This is a genomic window from Pseudomonas sp. MDT1-85 (genome assembly GCF_054898065.1).
Genome location: NZ_CM142715.1, coordinates 3,024,054 through 3,044,543 on the forward strand (window position 1 = coordinate 3,024,054; position 20,490 = coordinate 3,044,543).

At 58.9% G+C, this 20,490-nt stretch carries 21 protein-coding genes and 1 pseudogene; 12 read left to right on the forward strand and 10 right to left on the reverse strand.

The window, feature by feature from the left end:
• Nucleotides 1-204 precede the first annotated feature (204 nt).
• The 11 genes from ACYZT2_RS13650 to ACYZT2_RS13700 all read left to right on the forward strand — a co-directional run bounded on the left by ACYZT2_RS13650 (nucleotide 205) and on the right by ACYZT2_RS13700 (nucleotide 11,215).
• Nucleotides 205-564 (forward strand): DUF6124 family protein, encoded by a 360-nt coding sequence (locus ACYZT2_RS13650; RefSeq protein ID WP_461972870.1) that lies wholly within the window; start codon nucleotides 205-207, stop codon nucleotides 562-564.
• 413 nt (nucleotides 565-977) lie between these two features.
• Nucleotides 978-1,589, forward strand: a complete 612-nt coding sequence (locus ACYZT2_RS13655) for a transposase (protein WP_105342128.1) — start codon at nucleotides 978-980, stop codon at nucleotides 1,587-1,589.
• A 53-nt stretch (nucleotides 1,590-1,642) separates the two neighbouring features.
• Nucleotides 1,643-3,238 carry a ShlB/FhaC/HecB family hemolysin secretion/activation protein gene (locus ACYZT2_RS13660; protein WP_461972873.1) on the forward strand — a complete coding sequence of 532 codons (1,596 nt, stop codon included), beginning with the start codon at nucleotides 1,643-1,645 and terminating at the stop codon, nucleotides 3,236-3,238.
• Between the two features lie 19 nt (nucleotides 3,239-3,257).
• Nucleotides 3,258-5,066, forward strand: coding sequence for a DUF2341 domain-containing protein (locus tag ACYZT2_RS13665; RefSeq protein WP_461972875.1), 1,809 nt, complete (start codon nucleotides 3,258-3,260; stop codon nucleotides 5,064-5,066).
• An 11-nt stretch (nucleotides 5,067-5,077) separates the two neighbouring features.
• The gene (locus ACYZT2_RS13670) at nucleotides 5,078-5,503 is read left to right on the forward strand and encodes an ExbD/TolR family protein (protein WP_007901242.1); all 426 of its coding nucleotides are present in this window, start codon (nucleotides 5,078-5,080) and stop codon (nucleotides 5,501-5,503) included.
• A 2-nt stretch (nucleotides 5,504-5,505) separates the two neighbouring features.
• A complete protein-coding gene (locus ACYZT2_RS13675; protein ID WP_461972878.1) occupies nucleotides 5,506-6,210 on the forward strand; it encodes an energy transducer TonB family protein in 705 nt (234 codons plus the stop codon).
• A 40-nt stretch (nucleotides 6,211-6,250) separates the two neighbouring features.
• A complete protein-coding gene (locus ACYZT2_RS13680; protein WP_461972880.1) occupies nucleotides 6,251-7,942 on the forward strand; it encodes a putative porin in 1,692 nt (563 codons plus the stop codon).
• Between the two features lie 17 nt (nucleotides 7,943-7,959).
• Nucleotides 7,960-8,589: a DNA repair protein gene (locus ACYZT2_RS13685; protein WP_461972882.1), complete on the forward strand. Its 630-nt coding sequence runs from the start codon at nucleotides 7,960-7,962 to the stop codon at nucleotides 8,587-8,589.
• A 20-nt stretch (nucleotides 8,590-8,609) separates the two neighbouring features.
• Entirely contained in the window at nucleotides 8,610-9,089 is a 480-nt protein-coding gene (locus ACYZT2_RS13690; RefSeq protein ID WP_461972884.1) for a YbjN domain-containing protein, read from the forward strand.
• Nucleotides 9,086-10,036 (forward strand): peptidylprolyl isomerase, encoded by a 951-nt coding sequence (locus tag ACYZT2_RS13695; protein ID WP_461972886.1) that lies wholly within the window; start codon nucleotides 9,086-9,088, stop codon nucleotides 10,034-10,036. Before ACYZT2_RS13690 ends, ACYZT2_RS13695 begins: the two co-directional genes overlap by 4 nt.
• 198 nt (nucleotides 10,037-10,234) lie before the next feature.
• Entirely contained in the window at nucleotides 10,235-11,215 is a 981-nt protein-coding gene (locus ACYZT2_RS13700; RefSeq protein WP_461972888.1) for a LysR substrate-binding domain-containing protein, read from the forward strand.
• A 194-nt stretch (nucleotides 11,216-11,409) separates the two neighbouring features.
• Here the strand turns inward: ACYZT2_RS13700 and ACYZT2_RS13705 are convergent, their stop codons facing one another.
• The 5 genes from ACYZT2_RS13705 to ACYZT2_RS13725 form a co-directional block, all read right to left on the reverse strand.
• Complete coding sequence (locus ACYZT2_RS13705) at nucleotides 11,410-11,745, reverse strand: hypothetical protein (RefSeq protein WP_461972890.1); 336 nt, start codon at nucleotides 11,743-11,745, stop codon at nucleotides 11,410-11,412.
• A gap of 478 nt (nucleotides 11,746-12,223) precedes the next feature.
• Entirely contained in the window at nucleotides 12,224-12,610 is a 387-nt protein-coding gene (locus ACYZT2_RS13710; RefSeq protein ID WP_461972892.1) for an AAA family ATPase, read from the reverse strand.
• Nucleotides 12,611-12,644: 34 nt separating this feature from the next.
• On the reverse strand, nucleotides 12,645-13,166 hold the full coding sequence (locus tag ACYZT2_RS13715) for a hypothetical protein (protein WP_461972894.1): 522 nt from the start codon (nucleotides 13,164-13,166) through the stop codon (nucleotides 12,645-12,647).
• Nucleotides 13,163-13,684 carry a hypothetical protein gene (locus ACYZT2_RS13720; protein WP_461972896.1) on the reverse strand — a complete coding sequence of 174 codons (522 nt, stop codon included), beginning with the start codon at nucleotides 13,682-13,684 and terminating at the stop codon, nucleotides 13,163-13,165. Before ACYZT2_RS13720 ends, ACYZT2_RS13715 begins: the two co-directional genes overlap by 4 nt.
• Entirely contained in the window at nucleotides 13,681-14,334 is a 654-nt protein-coding gene (locus ACYZT2_RS13725) for a hypothetical protein (RefSeq protein WP_461972898.1), read from the reverse strand. The genes ACYZT2_RS13720 and ACYZT2_RS13725 overlap by 4 nt, the downstream gene beginning before the upstream one ends.
• Nucleotides 14,335-14,627: 293 nt before the next feature.
• Here ACYZT2_RS13725 and ACYZT2_RS13730 point away from each other — a divergent pair.
• Nucleotides 14,628-15,612: pseudogene (locus ACYZT2_RS13730) on the forward strand (LysR substrate-binding domain-containing protein).
• A 659-nt stretch (nucleotides 15,613-16,271) separates the two neighbouring features.
• Here the strand turns inward: ACYZT2_RS13730 and ACYZT2_RS13735 are convergent.
• The 5 genes from ACYZT2_RS13735 to ACYZT2_RS13755 all read right to left on the reverse strand — a co-directional run bounded on the left by ACYZT2_RS13735 (nucleotide 16,272) and on the right by ACYZT2_RS13755 (nucleotide 20,322).
• Nucleotides 16,272-18,755 (reverse strand): hypothetical protein, encoded by a 2,484-nt coding sequence (locus ACYZT2_RS13735; RefSeq protein WP_461972900.1) that lies wholly within the window; start codon nucleotides 18,753-18,755, stop codon nucleotides 16,272-16,274.
• 306 nt (nucleotides 18,756-19,061) lie between these two features.
• Nucleotides 19,062-19,352: a type II toxin-antitoxin system RelE/ParE family toxin gene (locus ACYZT2_RS13740; RefSeq protein ID WP_461972902.1), complete on the reverse strand. Its 291-nt coding sequence runs from the start codon at nucleotides 19,350-19,352 to the stop codon at nucleotides 19,062-19,064.
• Nucleotides 19,345-19,590: a type II toxin-antitoxin system ParD family antitoxin gene (locus tag ACYZT2_RS13745; protein WP_253553759.1), complete on the reverse strand. Its 246-nt coding sequence runs from the start codon at nucleotides 19,588-19,590 to the stop codon at nucleotides 19,345-19,347. Before ACYZT2_RS13745 ends, ACYZT2_RS13740 begins: the two co-directional genes overlap by 8 nt.
• Nucleotides 19,591-19,774: 184 nt before the next feature.
• Nucleotides 19,775-20,041 carry a short-chain dehydrogenase gene (locus tag ACYZT2_RS13750; protein WP_461972904.1) on the reverse strand — a complete coding sequence of 89 codons (267 nt, stop codon included), beginning with the start codon at nucleotides 20,039-20,041 and terminating at the stop codon, nucleotides 19,775-19,777.
• A complete protein-coding gene (locus ACYZT2_RS13755; RefSeq protein ID WP_048397630.1) occupies nucleotides 20,038-20,322 on the reverse strand; it encodes a DUF3077 domain-containing protein in 285 nt (94 codons plus the stop codon). Before ACYZT2_RS13755 ends, ACYZT2_RS13750 begins: the two co-directional genes overlap by 4 nt.
• Between the last annotated feature and the right edge of the window lie 168 nt (nucleotides 20,323-20,490).

Sequence of the window (20,490 nt, forward strand, 5' to 3'; positions counted from 1 at the left end):
GATCGGGTTTGGTAGCCCGGTTTAACTAGTCGCATAGCGCACCGTTTGAAGGCCTGTTCAGGTCTCTGCTTTATGGTGGCCATGCGCAGGGCTCCTTCGGGGGCGCCGGGTCCTAGTTGCCGGTCTACCAACCCGCGTATGGCCGCCACCCTTCGTTTGGTAGCGAGGGTGAAGGCTCCTTACATTTCAATTAGGAGTTTCACCATGTTCAAACCAACACCCAACCCACCGGAAACCGATCCGGCATCCCCGTACGAATCCCTCGACTCCAAAAAACTCAACGAAGCCGCCGACCGCGCCCTCGATCATTACCTCAAGCCGTCCATCCCCAAAGACATCAAGCGCAAACCCAGCACCATTTACCATGTCGTTGCCGAAGTCGATAACGAAACCCTACTGGTCAATGCCTGTGCATCCCTGGCGTCGGCGAGCATGATGCTCAGTGAGTTCGCCGGATTGATGGACATGCCACATCGCAACATGATGTTGGGGATTCAATCGGTGGTCATGCTCGGTGAGCTGGCGGTGAACCGGGTGCTGGATAACCTCGATCCGCGAGGATAGCCAGCAAAAAGCAAAATCAAAAGATCGCAGCCTTCGGCAGCTCCTACAGGGAATTGTGTTCGACCGCGGTATGGCGGCGAACACCGAATCCGGGATTGTGTTCAACCGCGACATGGCGACGAACACCGAACCTGTAGGAGCTGCCGAGGGTTGCGATCTTTTGATCTTAAAGCTCTATAGCAATGGAGCTTGTCGTAGCTCCAATTTCTTCGAATCACTCATGTGCAACTCCCCGCCACATCCTGTCCATCAGTCTCCCACCTCAAAACATCCCACCTTCAACCCCTCCTAAATGAAGCTTTTATGACAAAAGTTCGGTAGCACCAGGCCATTCCGGTCATGCCTATGTAACGCGCTTGAGGGGCCGCAAGGCCGCTTTTCACAAGTCGCGGGCGGAAGCCGGGAGTGAGGCAATGGGGACTATGGAACGCTACTCGAAAGTGGGCATGCAAGAACTCGATCAACGCCTGTCGAAGATCGTCGAGGCCGCGCGCAAGAAGCCGGTTTCGGTCTATCGCTACGGCGCGCCGTGGGTCTGGATCGTGTCCCAGGATGACTGGCAGGGCGCCTTGAAAGAAGTGTCCAGTTACATTCCCCCAGGCCATTCACTGGTGCTGCTGCGTCCACAAATCGATGACCTGCTCGAAGAGCACCGCGACATCCTGCACGGCCTCAATGCCGAGCCCGGCATGCTCATCGCCCCGCAAACGGTCATGCACATTCTGCTGCTGCAGTTGCTCTATTCGGTGCCCAGCGAGCAGCAACTCTACGAACAGCTCAATTACAACCTGCTGTTCCGCTGGTTCGTCGGCCTGGACCTGAACCAGAAGGTCTGGAGCTTCAACGTATTGAGCCGCGACATCGCCACGCTGCTGAACAACCCGCGGGCGGTGCAGCTGATCCAGAAAATCATTGGCGAAGTGTTCTGCGGTGCCTTGCTGCAAATGCCCGAGTTCTCCTTGAACTTCGCGCTGCTGCACACCTGGCTGGGCAAACACGCCGCGACATCGACAGCAAGCAATTGAGTGGGCCGAGCGCTGGGCAAACAGCGACGGTCATTGCGAATTCAGGGGGTGGTGTGGAGCATCTTTTCAAGTCACGGCTGGCGCTGTGGGGCTGGCTGCTGGTGGCGGCCGGTGTGCAGCCGGTATTCGCCGAAGACACCGAAACCGCGGCGCCGACAAAGTTGGTCGATGTGAACGAATACTTCGTGCGCGGTAACACTGTGCTCGATGCTCGGGCGATCGAAGAAGCGGTGTACCCGTTTCTCGGTCCGCAAAAGACTCTGAACGATATTGAAGGCGCCCGCGAAGCCTTGCAGAAGGTTTATCAGGCCCGTGGTTATCAGTCGGTGTTCGTCGAGTTGCCGGAGCAAAAGGTCGAGGATGGCATCGTCTATCTGCAGGTCAGCGAAACCAAAGTCGGCCGGGTGCGGGTGGTCGGCGCCAAACACTATTCGCCCGTGGACATCCGCGAAGACGTGCCGGCCCTGAAGGAAGGCGAAGTGCCGGACTTCAGCAAGGTCCAGGGTGAGCTGGCGCAACTCAACAAGACCCCGGGCCGGCAGGTGATGCCGCTGGTGCGTGAAGGTCAGCGCCCCGGCACCATGGACGTGGACTTGCAGGTCGAGGACCAGAACCCGTGGCAGGCCAGCGTGGGCCTGAACAACGATTACAGCGCCGACACCGAGAAACTGCGCGCCGTTACCAGCCTGGGTTACAACAACCTCTGGCAACTGGGTCACAGTATTTCGCTGACCTATTTCACCGCACCCCAAGACACCGACAACGCCAAGGTCTGGTCCGGTTCCTACACCGCGCCGTTGAACGAGCGCTGGAGCGTGCAACTGTCCGGTTACCAGTCCGACAGCAACGTCGCGACCATCGGCGGCAGCAACGTGTTGGGCAAGGGGCACTCCTACGGGATCTCGGCGATTTACACGCTGCCGTCCAACGGCAACTGGTCCAACTCGTTTTCGGCCGGCATCGACTTCAAAGACTTCGACGAGCGCCTGACCCTGGCCGGCGAGAGCGACAATGTACCGCTGCAATACGCACCGTTCACCTTCGCCTATAACGGCTTTCGCTACACCGAAAATTCCCAATTGGGCCTTGGCCTGAGTCTGGTGGCCGGCACTCGCAGCCTGTTCGGTTACGGCAGTTCCGACGAAGACTTCGACTACAAGCGCTACCGCGCCAGCCCCAGCTTCGCCGTGCTCAAGGGCGACAGCAATTACACCTTTACCTTCGGCAACGACTGGCAGACCGCGAGCAAAGCCGCGTTCCAGCTGGCGTCCGGGCCGTTGGTTTCCAACGAGCAATTCTCGGCCGGCGGCGCGACTTCGGTGCGCGGTTATCTGGCTGCCGAGCGCACCGGTGACGACGGTTACCTGTTGTCCCAGGAGTTGCGCACGCCGTCCCTCGCCAAGTACCTGGGCACTTACGTCCAGGAGTGGCGCTTCTACGCCTTCGCCGAAGGCGCCCAGTTGTACCTGCGTGACGAGCTCCCCGATCAGGACGCCGATTACGCCCTGGCCAGTGTCGGCCTGGGCACCCGCGCGAGCTTGAGCAAATGGCTGTCCGGCAGCGTGGATTGGGGCTACCCGCTGCTCGAAGGGCCGAACACCTCGAAACAGGAATCGCGCCTGCACTTCAACCTGCAAGCGACGTTCTGAACCTACGGAGTAATTTTTCATGCAGCGCTTATTCATCGCTTTTCTGATCTGCCTGGGCTTCGTGCTCCCGGCCACTGCCCAGGCCTGGTGGCAGGACGACTGGCATTACCGCAAGCAGATTTCGGTGGACACCACGCCCCAGGGCGCGGCGATCAACGAGACGCTGGGTCGCACGGCGCTGCTGGTGCGCCTGCACACCGGCAACTTCACCTTCGACGGTGTCAAGGAGGACGGTTCGGACCTGCGTTTCGTCGCCGCCGATGACAAGACCGTGTTCAACCACCAGATCGAAAGCTTTGATCCGCTGATGGGCATGGCACTGATCTGGGTCGATGTGCCTGTTATTACGGGCGGCCAGCGGCAAGACATCTGGATGTATTACGGCAACCAGAAAGCCCCGGCCACCGGCAACGGTCAGCTGACCTTCGACCCGAATTTCACCGCGCTCTATCACTTCGACGGCGCCAACGGCACACCGCCCAAAGACACCACGGCCTACGGCAATACCGCGCAAAGCGCTACCGGCGCGAGCATCGACGGCGTGATGGGGCGGGCGTTGCAGTTCAGTGGTCAGCCATTGCTGCTGCCAGGCAGCCCATCGTTGCAACACAACGCCGGCGGCGCGTTCACCTTCAGTGCCTGGTTGCGTCTGGATCAAGCCAATGGCGAACAAGTGGTTGTGGCAAGACGGGAAGGGGCGAACAGCCTGTTGCTGGGCCTGAACCAAGGCATGCCGTTCGTGGAGATCGACGGCCAGCGCGCCGTGTCCACTCAACCGTTGAACCCCGGTCAATGGCAGCACCTGGCGCTGACCGCCGAGGGCAGCAAAGTCTCGCTGTACGTCAACGGCCGTGAAGCCGCGAGCCTTGCAGTGGCGATGCCTGCGTTCAATTCGGTCATGGCCATCGGCGCCGATCTGCCGAGCGAAACCGTCGGCATTTATCAGCCCTTCGCCGGCGCCATCGATGAGTTGCGCCTGTCCAAGGTCGTCCGGCCTGCCGCGCAGTTGCTGGCAGACGCCAATGCCCAGGGCGCCGAGTCGAAACTGGTGGCTTACGGCGTCGATGAAGAACAGTCGGGTTACGGCTTCGGCAGCCTCGGTTTCCTGCTCAATGCCGTGCCGGTGGACGCCTGGGTGATCATCGCGGTGCTGGTGCTGATGATGTTCCAGTCGTGGGTCATCATGATCCGCAAGAACCGCATGGTCAGCCGCCTCAGCGCCGCCAACGAAGCGTTCCGCGAGCAGTTCGCCAAGGTCGGCACGCGCCTGGAGATGTTCGCCGACGATCAAGACCTCGCCCAGCGTTTGCAGCACTCATCCCTGTGGCGCTTGTATCAGGTGGCGGTGAAGGAAATCCGCACCCGCCGCGAGCAGGGCGCCGACACCTCATCGGTGTCGGCCGCGACCATCGAAGCGATTCGCTGCTCCATGGACGGGGTGCGCACCCGCGAAAATCAGGCGCTCAGTTCAAAACTCTCGACTCTGTCCAACGCCATTGCCGGCGGCCCATACATCGGCCTGCTCGGCACGGTGCTGGGGATCATGGTGGTGTTCCTCGGCACGGCCATGGCCGGTGACGTCAACATCAACGCCATCGCCCCGGGCATGGCCGCCGCGTTGCTGGCCACGGCCATGGGCCTGTTCGTCGCGATCCCGGCGCTGTTTGGCTACAACCGGCTGATCACCCGCAACAAGGAAGTCAGCGCCGACATGCGCGTCTTCGTCGATGAGTTCATCACCCGTCTGGCGGAGATGCACGGCGAAAGCCAGTCCAGTGAGGCGGCCCATCGCCGCGGCAATCACACCCACGCATCCGTACCGGCCTGAGGAGCACTGACATGGCTAGCGTCAATACCTCCCACGACGATGACGATGATGCCGCAGTGGACAGCATCAACATCACGCCCCTAGTGGACGTGCTGATGGTGGTGCTGGTGATGTTCATCCTCACCGCCACCGCCCAGGTTTCCGGCATCCAGATCAACCTGCCCAAGGCCAGTGCCTCGGTGTCGCTGTCCGAAGCCAAGACCAAGGCGATCTCGGTCAACGACGGCGGTCAGGTGTTCCTCGATGCCTACCCGGTGACCCTGGCGGAGCTCGAAGACCGCTTGCGCATCGAGAAGGCGCAGAACCCTGATTTCCCGGTGATCGTGCGCGGCGACGCCACCGTGCAGTACCAGAAAGTCATCGAGGTGCTGGACCTGTTGCGCCGGCTTGAACTGTCCCAGGTCGGTCTCGTCACCGGCAAACCGACCCAGGGCTGACCATGACCGCACAACTCCCCATCCGCCCGTCGCCCGTCAAGTCGTCACCCCTGCGCTTTGTGAAGTGGGGCGCCGGGTTGCTGCTCGCCGGCGTGGCCGCGTGGTTTCTCTGGCAGTGGGCCAACGACATGAGTGGCGTGCGCCGGGAAGCGCCGAAGGTGCCGACGATTATCCCGTTGCCGCCACCGCCACCTCCGCCGCCGGAAAAACCGCCGGAACCGGAAACCCCCGTGGAAGAAAAAATGGTCGAGCCTGAACCGACGCCCGAGCCAGAAGAGGTCAAGCCCGAAGAAGAGGCGCCGCCATCGCCCGTCGATGACCTGGCCAACCCGATGCAAATGGACGGCGACGCCCAGTCCGGCAATGACGCCTTCAACATCGGCGCCGGCAAGGGCGGCGGCATGGCCGGTGCCGGAGGCGGGCGCTTGGGCAACGGCACGTACAGCCAGTTTTTGGCGTTCACCTTTCAGCGCTTGCTGCGGGAAAACCCGGACCTGCGCAACCTGGCTTTTTCGCTGCAGACCGACGTCTGGCTGAGCAGCGTGGGCGAGATCACCCGGGTGGAGCTGGTGAAGTCCAGCGGCAACCCGGAAGTCGACACCCAGGTGCTCACCGCGTTGCGCGGCGCGCCGCATTTAACCGAACGGCCACCGGCCTCCATGACCTTGCCTGTGCGCTTGTCCCTGCAAGGGCGGCGTCCGGGTTAACCGAACATTTTCAGGTTTTGCCAAAAGGAGTTGTGTGCAGATGATTTCCAACGTGAATCGATTGTCCCTGGCGGTCGGCATGGTCATTGCGACCCTGGTCGGGCACGCAGTGGCAGCCCCTGCGCCCTCGGAAAACGCCACGATCAATCTGATCCGCTTGCTGGTGCAGCAAGGTGTGTTGAAGCAGGAACAGGCCGACGGCCTGATCGCTCAGGCGGAAAAAGAAGCGGTGCAGGCGCGTCAGGCCAGCACGGCGGTTGCTGCCGGCCCGGCTGCGGCGCCCGGCGATGTGCGTGTGCAATATGTGCCGGCCGCGGTGCGCGATCAGATCCGCGACCAGGTCAAGGCCGAAGTCATGGCCACCGCCAAACAGGAAAACTGGGCCCAGCCCAATACTTTCCCGGACTGGGTCTCGCGTATCAGCTTCGACGGCGACATTCGCCTGCGAGACGAGTCGCGCTACTACTCGGGCACCAACAGCAACGAAATCGTCGACTTCGCCAAGCTCAACAACAACGGCCCATACGACGTGAACCCCAACAGCAGCACCAGCCTGCCGCCGTTGCTCAACACCCGTGAGGACCGTGAAAACCTGTTCCGCCTGCGGGCGCGCTTGGGCATGAAAGCGGTGATCTCGCCCGAATGGACCGCCGGCATTCGCATCGGCACCGGTTCGGACAATAACCCGGTGTCCACCACCCAGACCCTCGGTGGCGGCTTCGGCAAAAAAGACATCTGGCTCGATCAGGGTTACCTGACCTGGAAACCGTCCGATCAGCTGACCCTGACCGGCGGGCGGATTGCCAATCCGTTCTTCGCAACCGACATGCTCTATTCCACCGACCTGAACTTCGACGGCGTGGCAGCGATTTTCGATCACAAGCTCAATCGTGATTGGGGACTGTTCGGCACCGTCGGTGCGTTCCCGGTGGAGTACACCAACGACACCAGCAGCAGCAACGGTTTCGACAAGGAAGAGAGCGACAACAAGTGGCTGTACGGCGCGCAGATCGGCGCCAACTGGGCGATCAACTCCAGTAACCGCTTGAAAGGCGCGTTGGCCTACTACCGTTTCGACGACATCGAAGGCCAGCGCTCCAGCCCTTGCGAACCCTGGGCCGGCGCACCGGGCTGCGACAGCGACGGCAGTCGCTCGGCGTTCATGCAAAAAGGCAACAGCGTGTTCCTGCTGCGCGACATCACGCCAAACCCGCTCAACCCGTCCACCACGGCGCAACCGCAATTCGTCGGCCTGGCCTCGGAATTCAACCTGCTGGACCTCAACCTGGTGTGGGACACCGACCTGCCGGAAGACTTCAAGCTGCGCAGCCAGGCCAATTACGTGCGCAACCTCGGTTACGACGAAGGCGAGATGCGCAAACGCTCGGCCGGGCAGATCGTCAACAACCTCGACAGCGATGGCAACATCGAAAGCGGCGCCAATGCCTGGATGGTCCAGTTCACCCTTGGCAGCGCTCTGGAGCTGAAGAAGCAGGGCGACTGGAATTTCTTCGCCGGCTACAAGTACATCCAGCCGGACGCCTTGCCGGACGGTTTCAACGACTCGTCGTTCCACTTGGGTGGCACCAACGCCAAGGGTTATTTCCTCGGCGGTAATTACGGCCTGGCCAAGAACGTCGTCGCCACCGGTCGCTGGTTGAGTTCCGAAGCGGTATACGGCGCGCCGTTCGACATTGACGTCATGCAGCTTGAGATCAACACGCGCTTCTAAGGCGCCGGGAGAGGGTTATGAACACTCGATTTTTGCTGCTGGGGCTGGGGTTATTGATAGCACAGGGGGCGAGCGCCGAAGGCATGGAAGAACGCCTGCGTACCCAGTTGCGCAGCACCACCCAGCAGCTGCAAACCCTGCAAAGCCAGCAGGCTCAGGCCAGCGCCGCGCAAGTGGCGGCCGAGGGTCAGGCCAAGGCCGCGCAGGCGCAAATCAAGCAACTGACGGCGGAACTGGCCAAGGTCAAAGGCGTGGCCGAACAACTGGCCGGCCAGCATGACAGCCTGCAAAATAAGGCCCAGGCGCAAGCGGCAGCCAGCAGCGAGCAGGTCGGCAAGTTCAAGAAGGCTTACGAAGAATTGTTGGTGATGGCCCGGAGCAAAGAAGCCGAACGCGCCCGGCTCGAGACGCAACTGGCTGAACGTGACACACAAATGCAGCAATGTTCGGTCAAGAATCAACAGATGTACGGCGTGGCCAAGGAGATCCTCGCGGCCTACGAAAAGATCGACGTCGCCGAGGTGATGAAGATCCGCCAACCGTTCGCAGGCGCAGCCAGGGTCAAGTTCGAAGAACTGGCCCAGGGCTTTGGCGACGAACTCTACAAGACACAATTCGACGCGCCCCAGGCCGCGATCGCTCATTGAATGACAGGGAAGACTTTCACATGACTCAATTGATCAGCCACGTATCGCCACAATCCCTCACCGACGTGCTGCAAGCCGCCGGTTACCGGGTCAATCAAACCGAACAGAACGGCATCGTGCAATTGCTCAGCGCCAGCCAGGGCATCGGTTACGCAGTGCGTTTCGGCAATCCGGCGACCGAGCAGGGCAGCTACGTCGACTTCACCTTCAGCTGCGCCTTGAGGGTGCAGGGCGAGTTGCCGGCCGGGCTGGCGGAACTGTGGAATGCATCGCGACGCTTTGCCCGGTTGTCGGTGCAGGGCGAGTTTCTGGTGATGGAGATGGACGTGGTGGTCGCCGCCGGCGTGAGCGACGATCACCTGCGCGGCAACCTTGAACTGTGGGATCGCTTGCTTCAGGAGTTCATCGTTTACCTGCGTGAATACAGCCAGAACGCTGCGCAATTTCAGGCTCAGGCTGAAATCGCCGAGGCGCCGGCGCAAGAGGTGCCAGCCCTGTGAAAAAACGTACGGTAGTGGCCGGCGCAGGTGCGTTGGCCGTGCTGGTGATTGCCGTTGCGTTGGGACTGCGTCCGGGTAATGACCCGATCGCCGCTCAGCAGCCGGCGCCATCGGCGGTATTGGCAACGAATGAGCCTGCGGTCGCGCGACTGGGCAATCAGCAGGTCGCCCCTGAAGAACTCAAAGCGCTGCTCGCCACCTTGCCGACGGAAGCTCGCGAACAACTGCGGGCCAATCGCGGGGCGCTGGAAAGCTGGATTCGCTCGCGCCTGGCCGAAAAAGCCGTGCTCGAACAGGCGGACGCCCAAGGCTGGCGGCAGCGTCCGGAGGTCGAACGGCAAACCCGCGCCGCCACCGAGCAGATCGTTTTTCGCGACTACTTGCAGTCGGTCAGTCAGGTGCCGACCGATTACCCCAGTGCCACCGAATTGCAGCAGGCGTATGAGGCCGGCAAGGCCGGTTGGGTGACGCCGCCGATGTACCGGGTCAGCCAGATTTTCCTCGGCGTGGCCGATCCGCAGACACTCGAAACGGTGCGCAAGCAAGCGCTCGAACTGAGTAAAAAAGCCCAGGCCGCGCCGACGGAATTTGCGGCGTTGGCGAGTCAGTATTCGCAAGACCGCGTCAGCGCCGAACGGGGCGGCGACACCGGGCTGCAACCATTGCAGCAACTGGTGCCGGAAGTGCGCGCCACGGTGGCGCGGCTGAAAGTCGGCGCAGTCTCCGATCCCGTACAAAGCGCAGCCGGTTTCCACGTGATCAAACTCACCGAACAGCAACCGGCCCGCACCGCGACCCTGGAAGAACTGCGCGAACGCCTGACCCAGGCCTTGCGTGCCCAGCGTCAGGAACAGATCGCCAAGGCCTATCTGGAAGGTATGCTCAATACGGCGACGTTGAGTATTGATGGGGCGGTGTTGAATAAGGTTCTGGAGGAGAAACTTTAGTTTGGCGGTGTGGCGCGGGACGCCTTCGCGGGCAAGCCTCGCTCCTACAGGATGGAGTTGAGCCGGCTTTTGTAGGAGCGAGCGATGCGGCGATCCGACTTGCCCGCGAAAGCGTCATCACATCCACCATCGACCAACCCTATCTACCCCAATCGCAACGCACGCTCAAAACCAACAAAGATCGACAGGGAGTCATCGATGTCATTCATAGAACCCACAGGACGTCAGGGTGTTGTCGAATACCGATCCCCGCAGGGGCCATCGGAATCCTGGCTGGCACGGGCCGCCGGGATTGATGCGGAGGTGGCGCAATACTTTCTGGTCAGCGCCCGTTGTGGCTGTTTCATGCAGGCCGCGCGCAGCCTCAATGTGCGAGCAACCTTGCTGCGCAAGCACCTGGCGCAGCTGGAAGATCATCTGCAACGTTCGCTGTTCAAATTCCAGGGCAGTTCGCTGACCTTGAGTCGTGACGGGCAGCAGTTGCAGGCGCAGTTGATTGCGCTGGTGCACGAGCGCAAGTTGCCGGTGATCGAACAACCGTTGATTCGCCTGGCCGTGGCCGAATCGATCCTGCACGACATCCTCGGCCGCGATCTGGTCTCGCTGCTGCGCCGCAACGCCAGTGTGCGCATGGACATCATCTCGCTGGACAGCGAACTGTCGCTGCAAGCGGTCAGTGCCGACGTCATCCTCTGGCTCGCCCACGGCGAAACCCCGCACCCCGGCCCGACCTTCGCCACCAGCGAACCGCAACATCTCGCGCGCCTCGACTACCTGCCGCACATCGCCAAACGCTACAGCCGCGTGACTGCGCGCCCGGAAACTCCTGATGACCTGGCGGATTTCATGCTGGTGCAATGGCAGCATGATCGTCAGATTGACAGCTTTCGGCCGTGGAATGAGCTGGTCGAACAGCGCTTGGCCGGAGTGGTGCAAATGCAGTCCTACGAATTGATGCTGGAGATGATCCGCTGCAGTGCGTGCATCGGGTTATTGCCGGCGTACATGAGTCGCTTCGACCGTGGTTTGGTGGCATTGCCCGGACTCTTTGCCGAACCCATGCAATTGCAGGCATGGCTGGCGGTCAACGCCGACTCGCAGAACGTGCCCGAAGTCCAGACTCTCACCGACCTCATCCATCACACCTTCAACGAACGCCAGGAGTGGTTCCAGACCTGACGCATTCCCCTGCAGGAGTGAGCCTGCTCGCGATTACGCCCTGCCAGGCAACCAAACTCCAACTAAACGCACCCAATCCAACTGTCGGCTAGCCTGCTAACGAAAGCGTCCGATCAGCTATTAAAGATCTCACTGAACGGGCGCAACAGGAAAATTGCAATTCCAGCTCAGACCCGCAACCGAATCGCCAATACTCATAGCCTCCCCGACACAACTACGGTCAAGGTTCGGGCTGCCGATGTTGCGCCGGATCCATACAGCGCCTTGGCGGTAAAACTGTGCGACGCTACGGCCAGGCCGGCAACGGTCATTATCCAGCCCCCAGTTGTCGCATCAGCAGTCGCTTCACCTTTGGATACCGCACCGTCGAACACCTCGACTTTCTGGCCTTTGGCAGCGATGCCACTGAGGGTCACGGCAGTTTCCACCGTGGTCCCGCCCTGCGGAATTTCGGCGCCGCTGGGGGAGCCTTTGATTGACGTTAGCATTGGTGCGTCGGCTGAGGTTTCCGTCTGTTTGAAAGTCGTCATGTTGAAGCTCCTGCGTTGTGTTTGGACAGGAACTATCAAAGCACTTTAAAAAAGATCGCACACCTGTCAGATCTGACAGGTGCATGAGGGAATCCGACGAGTGGTGTCTTCCTCTAGATTTGTCAGTGTCAGATCCGCAAACGAATCTACCGCCCCAACACATCCATCGCATCACAGCCCACGTAACAACATCGCCGCCGCCTGCGCCAATTGCTGCACATAAGCACCTTTGGCTGACGAAATATCCAGACTGGTCAGACGCTCCATCATTTGTGTCACTGCCAGCAATGAACTCTTTGCGCTGCTTTACAATAAATCCACCTAATCGCGCAGATCGCTATCGCTTTGATAACTCTATTTTTTTGCTTCGGTCAAATTAAAAACTGAATCGGGGCGGCAGCTTCAATAATGTTTTTTCTTCACTTAGGCACAAATGCCAGAGCTTTGAAAATGTTGTACGGGAGCCCTCCTGAAATACTCAAACTGCCGTGAATGGCACAAAGAGCTGGGTGCAGGCGACGTTTTCGATAGAGTTCAGGTCGGGATCGAACGTGCTTCCGGAAAATAAATAAGACCAGTTATCGCCATTCTCAAATCCGATGCTGTAACCCGGCAATATCTGACGTGGCGGATTCTCGCGTGGCAACGAGGACAAGATCTCCGGATGCTTCAACGCCCTGATCATGTCGATGACTGTTGATTTACCCGAACCATTTTCGCCAATGAAAATGTTGATATTGCCAAGCGTAATCGGCTCGCTACGTTGCAGTTCATTCAAGTGCGTGAAAAAAACATTTGAATCTACAGCGTGCTCAGGAGTATTGAGCGTGCGTATGGCCGACAGCCAGATATGCTTTATTTTCATTTATTGACAGGCCTCCTGGCCTGGAAAGTAGAACTCATGGGCTGTAAGGAATCAGCCGGTCATCATCCATTTCTCGTAGCAACTGATCGAGCATCTGCCGCTTGTTTTCCACGCTCGCGATCGGCACGTACCAGGCGATCACGCTCCAGCCTTCGCGGGAGTAGTTGTAGGTCTTCAACGGTTCGCCATCCTTGAAGACCATGCCGCGCAGGTTGTCCTTGTAGTGATAAGGCATCGGGAACGTGAACAGCGTAAAAACGTTTAACAACCCCAGCAGGTTGACCCCGCCCTCACGCGGTTCGGTGATCAACAGGCTGTAGCCGTTGCGGGTGTAACCGCCGTCGAGCAGCGAAAATGCGCCGGTTTCTTTCAGGACGCTGACGGTTTCCCGTTGATGTTGTTCGTCTATGCGCGAGTATGCAGGCCCGAGGCCGAGTGTTACCGGCACGTAGGCCTGGTTGGCGCGGTAGTCGAGTGGCTGCAAGGTGTTGGCGCAACCGCCGAGCGTCAGCGCGGCGCAGAACAGGGCGGCGACTTTTAGCGAAGAGCGATTCATTGCGCGGTCACTACGGCAGGGACCAGCCGATCATGCTGTACGTCCTGCGCGAACGCGCGGGCGATGCGGCTGAGGTTCTGGTCACGCATCTCACCGCCCGGATTCAGCAGCCACGTGTATTTATGAGTGCTGTTGCGATAGGTGTATTGCTTCAGACGCTTGTTGCCCTGGAACACGGTGAACTCGCTCTGGGTGTTGATTTCGTCCGACAATGGCAGCAGAAACAACGTCGCGCAGCTCAGCAGAATCACCGGAAAGGGCGGCAGATCGCGCTGGACGTTGAGTTTGACTTGTACGTTGTACTCGTCGCCTTTGCCACTGCCGGTTTCGATGGTGCGGAACACGCCGGTCTGGCGCAGGTGATTGCGCAAGCTGGAGGCGTTTTCCGGGTCATCGACCATGACGTGGATCGGCGCCAGATAATCCTGACCGTCCGCCAGTGTGCGCACAGGCAAGGTGTTGGTGGCCGCGCAACCGGTCAACAGGGCAGCAGTGGTGAGGGCGATGATTTTTTTCATGGTTTGACGTCCACGGCCGCACCCGGAGTGGGGCCGGCAAAGATGTAGGGTTCGGCGCTTTTCAGGTCGAGTTTCAGCGGTTGCAGCGTGGGAAGCCCTGGGGCCAGACGTTGAGCGATGACAGCATCGCGGGCGTTCTGATTGCTCCAGCGGAATGCGCAGAAACCTGCGGTCAGGCAAAACGAGCGAAATTCGCCGATGTAATAGGCCTTGCCGGCCTCGAGGCGTAGGGGCAGGTTGAATTTCTCTCGCGCTTCGGAGGAGCTGTAAACGGTGCCAAGGCCGGGGTGGTAACGCGCGGAGAAAAACTGAAAGTCATAGAACTCGTAATCGCCCGGCTTGAGCGGTAGCACGAATACACTCGCCGCACCGGTACCGTCCTGAACATCCTGCGGCGTGGAGTAGGCGCCTGCCATCTTCCAGATACCGGCGGCGCTGTAGTCGGAACCGCGCTTGCGGAAAAAGATGCGCTGATTGTCGGCGGCGGACAGCTTAAGTGACTGTGGCCCGATCGAGCCGACAAGGTAACTGACCGGCTCGTCGGCTTTGGGTTGTAGAGGCTCGCTGACCCAAGAGGCGCTTTCGGTAATGCAGCCGCTGAGCGTCGCGGCCAGCAAAACAGCCGCGCCGAGTTTGAATAACTGAAACATGAACATCCCTGAATCTGCGTGTATTGATTGACGGCAAACAGAAAGGTCAATCAATGCCTTCCTGGCTTTGCGCTTTTTTACGGGTGCGCAGAATAAGGGAGGTGGTGGCATTTGGCTAGCGCTGATGGTTGCACTGCGTACCCGCAGGAGCGAGCCTGCTCGCAATGGCGGTGTGTCTTTCGACATTTGCGGCGCTGATCCACCGCTATCGCGAGCAGGCTCGCTCCCACAGGGGATCATGGAACATTCATAGCGCCGCAATAAACCCAACAAAGATCGACAGGGAGTCATCGATGTCATTCATAGAACCCACAGGACGTCAGGGTGTTGTCGAATACCGAACACCGCAGAGGGCATCCGAATCCTGGCTGGCACGGGCCGCCGGGATTGATGCGGAGGTGGCGCAATACTTTCTGGTCAGCGCCCGTTGTGGCTGTTTCATGCAGGCCGCGCGCAGCCTCAATGTGCGGGCAACCTTGCTGCGCAAGCACCTGGCGCAGTTGGAAGATCAGTTGCAACGTTCGCTGTTCAAGTTCCAGGGCAGCGCGCTGACCTTGAGTCGTGAAGGTCAGCAATTGCAGGCGCAGTTGATCGCGTTGGTGCACGAGCGCAAGTTGCCGGTAATCGAACAGCCATTGACTCGCTTGGCCGTGGCCGAGTCGATCCTGCGATATTCTCGGCCGCGATCTGGTCTCGCTGCTGCGGCGCAACGCCAGTGTGCGCCTGGACATCATTTCCCTGGACAGTGAACTGTCGCTGCGAGCGATCAGTGCCGATGTGGTGGTATGGCTGGCGGGCACCGATTCGCCATTGCCAGGCCCCAGTTTCGCCATCAGCGAACCCCAGCGTCTGGCACGGCTGGACTATCTACCACACATCGCTAAAAGGTATTCACGGGTCGCGGCGCGGCCGGACAGCCTGGGTGACCTGGCCGATTTCATGCTGGTGCAATGGCAGCACGACCGTCATGTCGCCGCTTTTGGCCCATGGAACAGTTTGGTGGAGCAGCGCTTGGCGGGGGTGGTGCAACTGCATTCCTATGAACTGATGCTGGAGATGATCCGCTGCAGCGCCTGCATCGGTTTGCTGCCGCACTACATGAGCCAATTCGACCGGGGGCTGGTGGCGTTACCCGGGCTCTTCAAGCAATCGATGCAGCGCCAGGTGTGGATGGCGGTCAATACCGACTCCCGGAACGAGACCGGGGTGCAGGGGATTGTCGAGCTGATCCATAACACTTTCAACGAACGGCGGGAGTGGTTTGGATTGATCGGCTAATCCTCTGGCAAGAACACTTCTGTGGCGAGGGAGCTTGCTCCCGCTGGGCTGCGCAGCAGCCCCAAAACCATTCAACCCGTTTGTATCCGATAAAACCGCATTCACCGGGTTTACAACTGCTCAATCGGAACCAATACACACCCGTGGCCCGCCATGACCCTCCAAAGATGAGCAGCTGCCTTCCCCCCGGCAGCTCCAAAGTTCAATGTTAGAGCTGGCAAAGACTGCGTTTTTTGTTTTTTTGCCTCCCCGGATTGGCGTAGTGCCAAGGATTTTGCGGCGGTTGACTGCAGTGATCTGCGTCCGCGCTCTCTCCTGTCCTCTCGCCCGTCACGGCTCATCCGTGATCGTGTTTGTCGGCCTGGATTTTTTAACGACGCGCGCCTTTCTCTGCTTGGGCCTTCTTTTGCTCGATGCTTTTTTATGGGGACTGTGCGCGGGGCATCAGTCTTGATATCTCTGGGGCCAAAGGCACCGATGTGCAACAACTGGCGCATGCGGCGGCGATATTGCTGCGCGATGGTTGTGATGTGATGGTTGTGCTGGGGCGGCGAATTGGCGCGCGGGTCTGACGTCGAAGCCCAGACCTACTGTCGCGAGGGGCTTGTCAGAACGCCGCATCGCCCCCTTCGGCTGTTTGGTCTTTCTCTCTCTCGTTGTTATGTCTGGGCATTAAATTTCATGTCATCAACTCGAATATCAAGTAGGCTGCCGCTGCTTATTTCGGCTCCCCTAACATCAAGCTCAATTCGTTTAATATTAGATGCTTCAACTGTTACGCTTGTATAGTCAGCATGTCCTGTTGCCGGTATCCTCAATTTTCTTAGCGGCGTAGCTCCATCTCCATAAAAAGTAGCAAAAAACACCCCGTTTGGAGTGCCTTGAGAATATATGGAATATATAAAGTCCACGCGAGAGCAAGGGACTCTTAGGTTTAACGTTGCGCTCGATGCGGCATGGGGTCTGCAAACAAAGTATAGAAGCGTGCCTCCGGTCTGGTTTATTGTTCTTACGTAGCTCGAATTGACTTGTGTGGAAGTGATCGTCATGTAGGTTGTTTCGAGAGTACTTATAATTTGCACGGGATACTGTGAAAAATCTTCTGTAAAAGACACAGGTAGTATTGAAAATACTCTTACTTGTGAGGAAGGTTGCGAACCATACAGCGCCTTAGCGGTAAAACTATGTTTCGTCGTGGTCAGGCCTGTAACTATTAGCATCCAAGCGCCTGAAGTGGCATCAGCGATGGCTTGCCCCTTGGATAACGTGCCGTCCAACACAATGACCTTCTGACCCTTGGCGGCGACGCCGCTCACCATAATTGCTGTTGCTGCGGTGAAACCGTTATTTGGAATTTCAACGTCGCGGGGAGAACTTCTAACTGAGGTCAAGGTGGGAGCGCTGGCCTCTGTCACGGTCAAGTTGCGAACATTCGAATACACCGCCGTGTTGTGATACAGCGACTTCGCATACAACCGCCGTGCACCCAGCCGTATGGTGATGATGTGTTCCCAGATCCCAGTTGTCTCGTTGGCGGTCACGGTTCCCTTGGACACTGCGCTAGCACCGTTGCCGTCGAAAATCTCGACCCGCAGCCCTTTGCTGGCGGTGCCGCGCAGCTTCAACGTCGTGCTGACCGTGAGGCCGGCCTCAAGCACTTCCTTGCCAGCGCTGTCCAATACGTTGTCGAGCGTCGGCACCGCCAACTCCACCGCCTTGATGGTGTACACCCGATCCGGAAACACCACCGCATTCGCTTCAACATTGCTCTTGTCCAGCGCCACTTTGTATTTGATCGTCAGCATTGTGCCGTGCCCCAGTTGCTTGAGGTAGCTGTTGACCAGCCCCTCGGGCCAAAAGCCTTGATTGATCCACGTGGCATTGACTTGGGACGGCAGCCCTGACCAAATCGCCAACTCATGTACCGAATCGTTTGACTTTTTCCCCTCAAGCCGCAGCCAGCAGGGTTGTCCCGCTTCAATCAATGTATGGAGCAACGCATGAATGGTCGCGTTTTTAGCACCCAGCGCCAGTACATCCAGATAGTTATTGGCATCGGCTTCCACAATCATCGGTGGGATCAAGGCCGTTGCCGGCAGTGTCAAAATGTTCAACAGCAAAGGCGGGGATTCGGTGGCGATGCCGTTGCGCGCGAACACATAGGTAGCGGTTATCTGTTGTCCCAGGCTGTACGCCAACACCGAGCGTGGCACCGCAATCACCAGTCCCGCGCTGACCAGTCGTTGCGGGCTTGTGTAGGAACCCGCCGCTACGTCCGTGGCGCCTTTCCACTTCACCCATAACTTGTCGTTTGGCAGTAACGGGCCTTGCGGCACTAATACCCGGACTTCCGAATTGACCGGACTGAATTGATTGCCGTTCATGCCCCGCACCGTAGGGGCCTGCAAGGACACGCGACCGAGGTGGATATCCAGACGCTTTTCGGGTGACCTGGCGACGTTGCCCAACTGGTCGAACACTTTGAACTCCACCACCGCACTTGGATTATCACCGGCCTTCTCAAAGGAATCGGTAAACAGCGTGTGGGTGATCGGTGTCGGCGCGTCGGGCACATCGAAGCGGAATGTCGCATCTCCCACAGAAAATTCGATTCGGTCAAAATTGCGTCGATTGTTATAAGTGAAACCGAACGGCACACCCTGCGCGGCACGCTCCGGTCCGACCCCGTCCTGAATCACATCCGGCGGGAGCACCACATCCAGCGTATCGGGAAGGCGCAGGTGGTACAGCACCAGCAAATCCCGGGATTGCTCAACGTTGCCGCCTACGCGGGTGACCTTGTAATACAGGCCATTAACGCCTTGATCCAACCACCCGTGAGGCAAGTACAAACGTATACGTAATTGCTCTTCACCTGGCGCAACGGTTTTGCCGGTAATGGGTGTGGGGTGGCCTTGTTTGTAGAGATCGATGCGGTCATCGGCCGCCATGGTCCAGGAGAGGAGTTTAAGTTCTGTCCAGGGGTCGATCAAACACTCGAGGCCTTGTGCCTGGCCATCGTAAAGCACCTTGGGAATCCCGCCGTGTGCAATGCCATCCGGTTTCACTGGTGTCACCCAGCCCTGGATGATGACCGGATACAGGACAAACAATTGGTTGAACGTCGAAGACTGGATATCCATGAGGTGCTCCTGAGCGGCTGGGCTTTGCCCAATCGGGCAAGGCACATCTCACACCAGGAAGCAGAAATTCGCACCTGTCAGATCTGACAGGTGCGCACGGTTTTGCGACGAGCGGTCGGGCTGTGGTCGAAATCAAAACAAAAAGATCGCAGCCTTTGGCGACTCCTACAGGGTGTACTTGATCCCTTTTAGGAGCTGCCGAAGGCTGCGATCTTTTTGATCTTGCTGGTATCAGGCGCGCAAACGAATCTGCCGCCTTCAAACATGCCCATCAACCACATCGCCCGAGCAGGTTCCGAGACGGCGTCAGAGGTTGCGCTGCGCTTCCATCCGATCATGCAGGACTCTGATGATCGCTATCCCATATGCAGTGATTCGAAAATAGATCATGTGCCGCTCCACGCTACAGCGTCGATAACCGGGACGGACAACGTCGCACGCCGGTGCTGTTTTCGGGCGCAGGGCTAACTGCTCAAATGCTGTAGTAATGATATCGATGTAACGATTGGCCTGATCCAGACCCCATTGTTGCGCCGTGTAACTCCAGATCGCCTCAAGGTCGCCCTCGGCGGCGGGGGTAAGACGATATTCAGCCATGCGCGGTCAACATTCTCTTCTTGAACGCCTCGGGATCGAACGGGCGAGGTTTTCCACTGGATTCACCTTCCCGCAGGGCGGCGCGAATTGTTTCCAGCTCGGCGTTTCGCTCCTGTTCACGGCGGATCAAATCGCGGATGTATTCGCTGTCGTTGGTGTAATGACCTGCTTCTATCTGGGCTTTAATCCAGTGGTCTTGCTGGTCGGTGACGGTAATGGTTTTGCGTACGGTTCCCATGATTGGGCCTCCGGATAGGTGGGCGCGTGCTCGCAAGCTATCATACTATTGGTGCGTTAACGAGCATTGAACCCTTCGCCGCAGGCACTAGGCCCGGCACCTTTAAAAGCAAAAGATCGCAGCCTTCGGCGACAAATCCCATGTAGGAATTGCCGTAGGCTGCGATCTTTTGATCTTGCTGGTATCAGGTGCGCAAACGAATCCGCCGCCCCAGCACATCCATCACATCACAACCATCGCGCAGCAACATCGCCGCTGCATGCGCCAGTTGCTGCACGTCGGAGCCTTTAGCCCCAGTGATATCAAGGCTGGCCAGGCTTTCCATCATCTGCGTCACCGCCAGAAAACGGCTGGCTGCGCTGCTGTGCAGCACATCCAGCGGTGCTTGGGTGGCAACGAGTAACACTGGAATGTTGTCTTCGTTCTGAGTCATCGGCATATGCGGATTCATGCGTCACCCCCCGCCTGAGCGGCGTGCAAACCGTCGACTGAAGCTTGCACCAATGAGCGTGCGGTGCCGAGCATCTGCTGACTGGCCCAACGCAACGAAGCACTGTGTTCCGGGCGGGTGGCGGTGGGGGCTTGATGGGCGAGGGCTTCGGCACAGCTGAGGTAGACCGAGGCGTGCTCCAGGGCGTCGAGTAACGGGATGCCGGGTTGTACGGCGAAGAGGTGATGGTCGACGTGGTCGCAGCGGGCGAAGGGGGTGGATTTTGTGGTTGGATCGGTCATGTGTGTAGCTCCTGAGAAAAATTAGAGCTGCCACTAGATCGCCGTCAAACGAAATTAGGGTGGCAACTGCACGCAGGTTGACGGACCGGTCTCAAGGCACCCGGCGCATCCGAAGATGCCCCACGTACAGTTGCCATATCACTTTGCTGCGGACGAAAGTGTACGCGT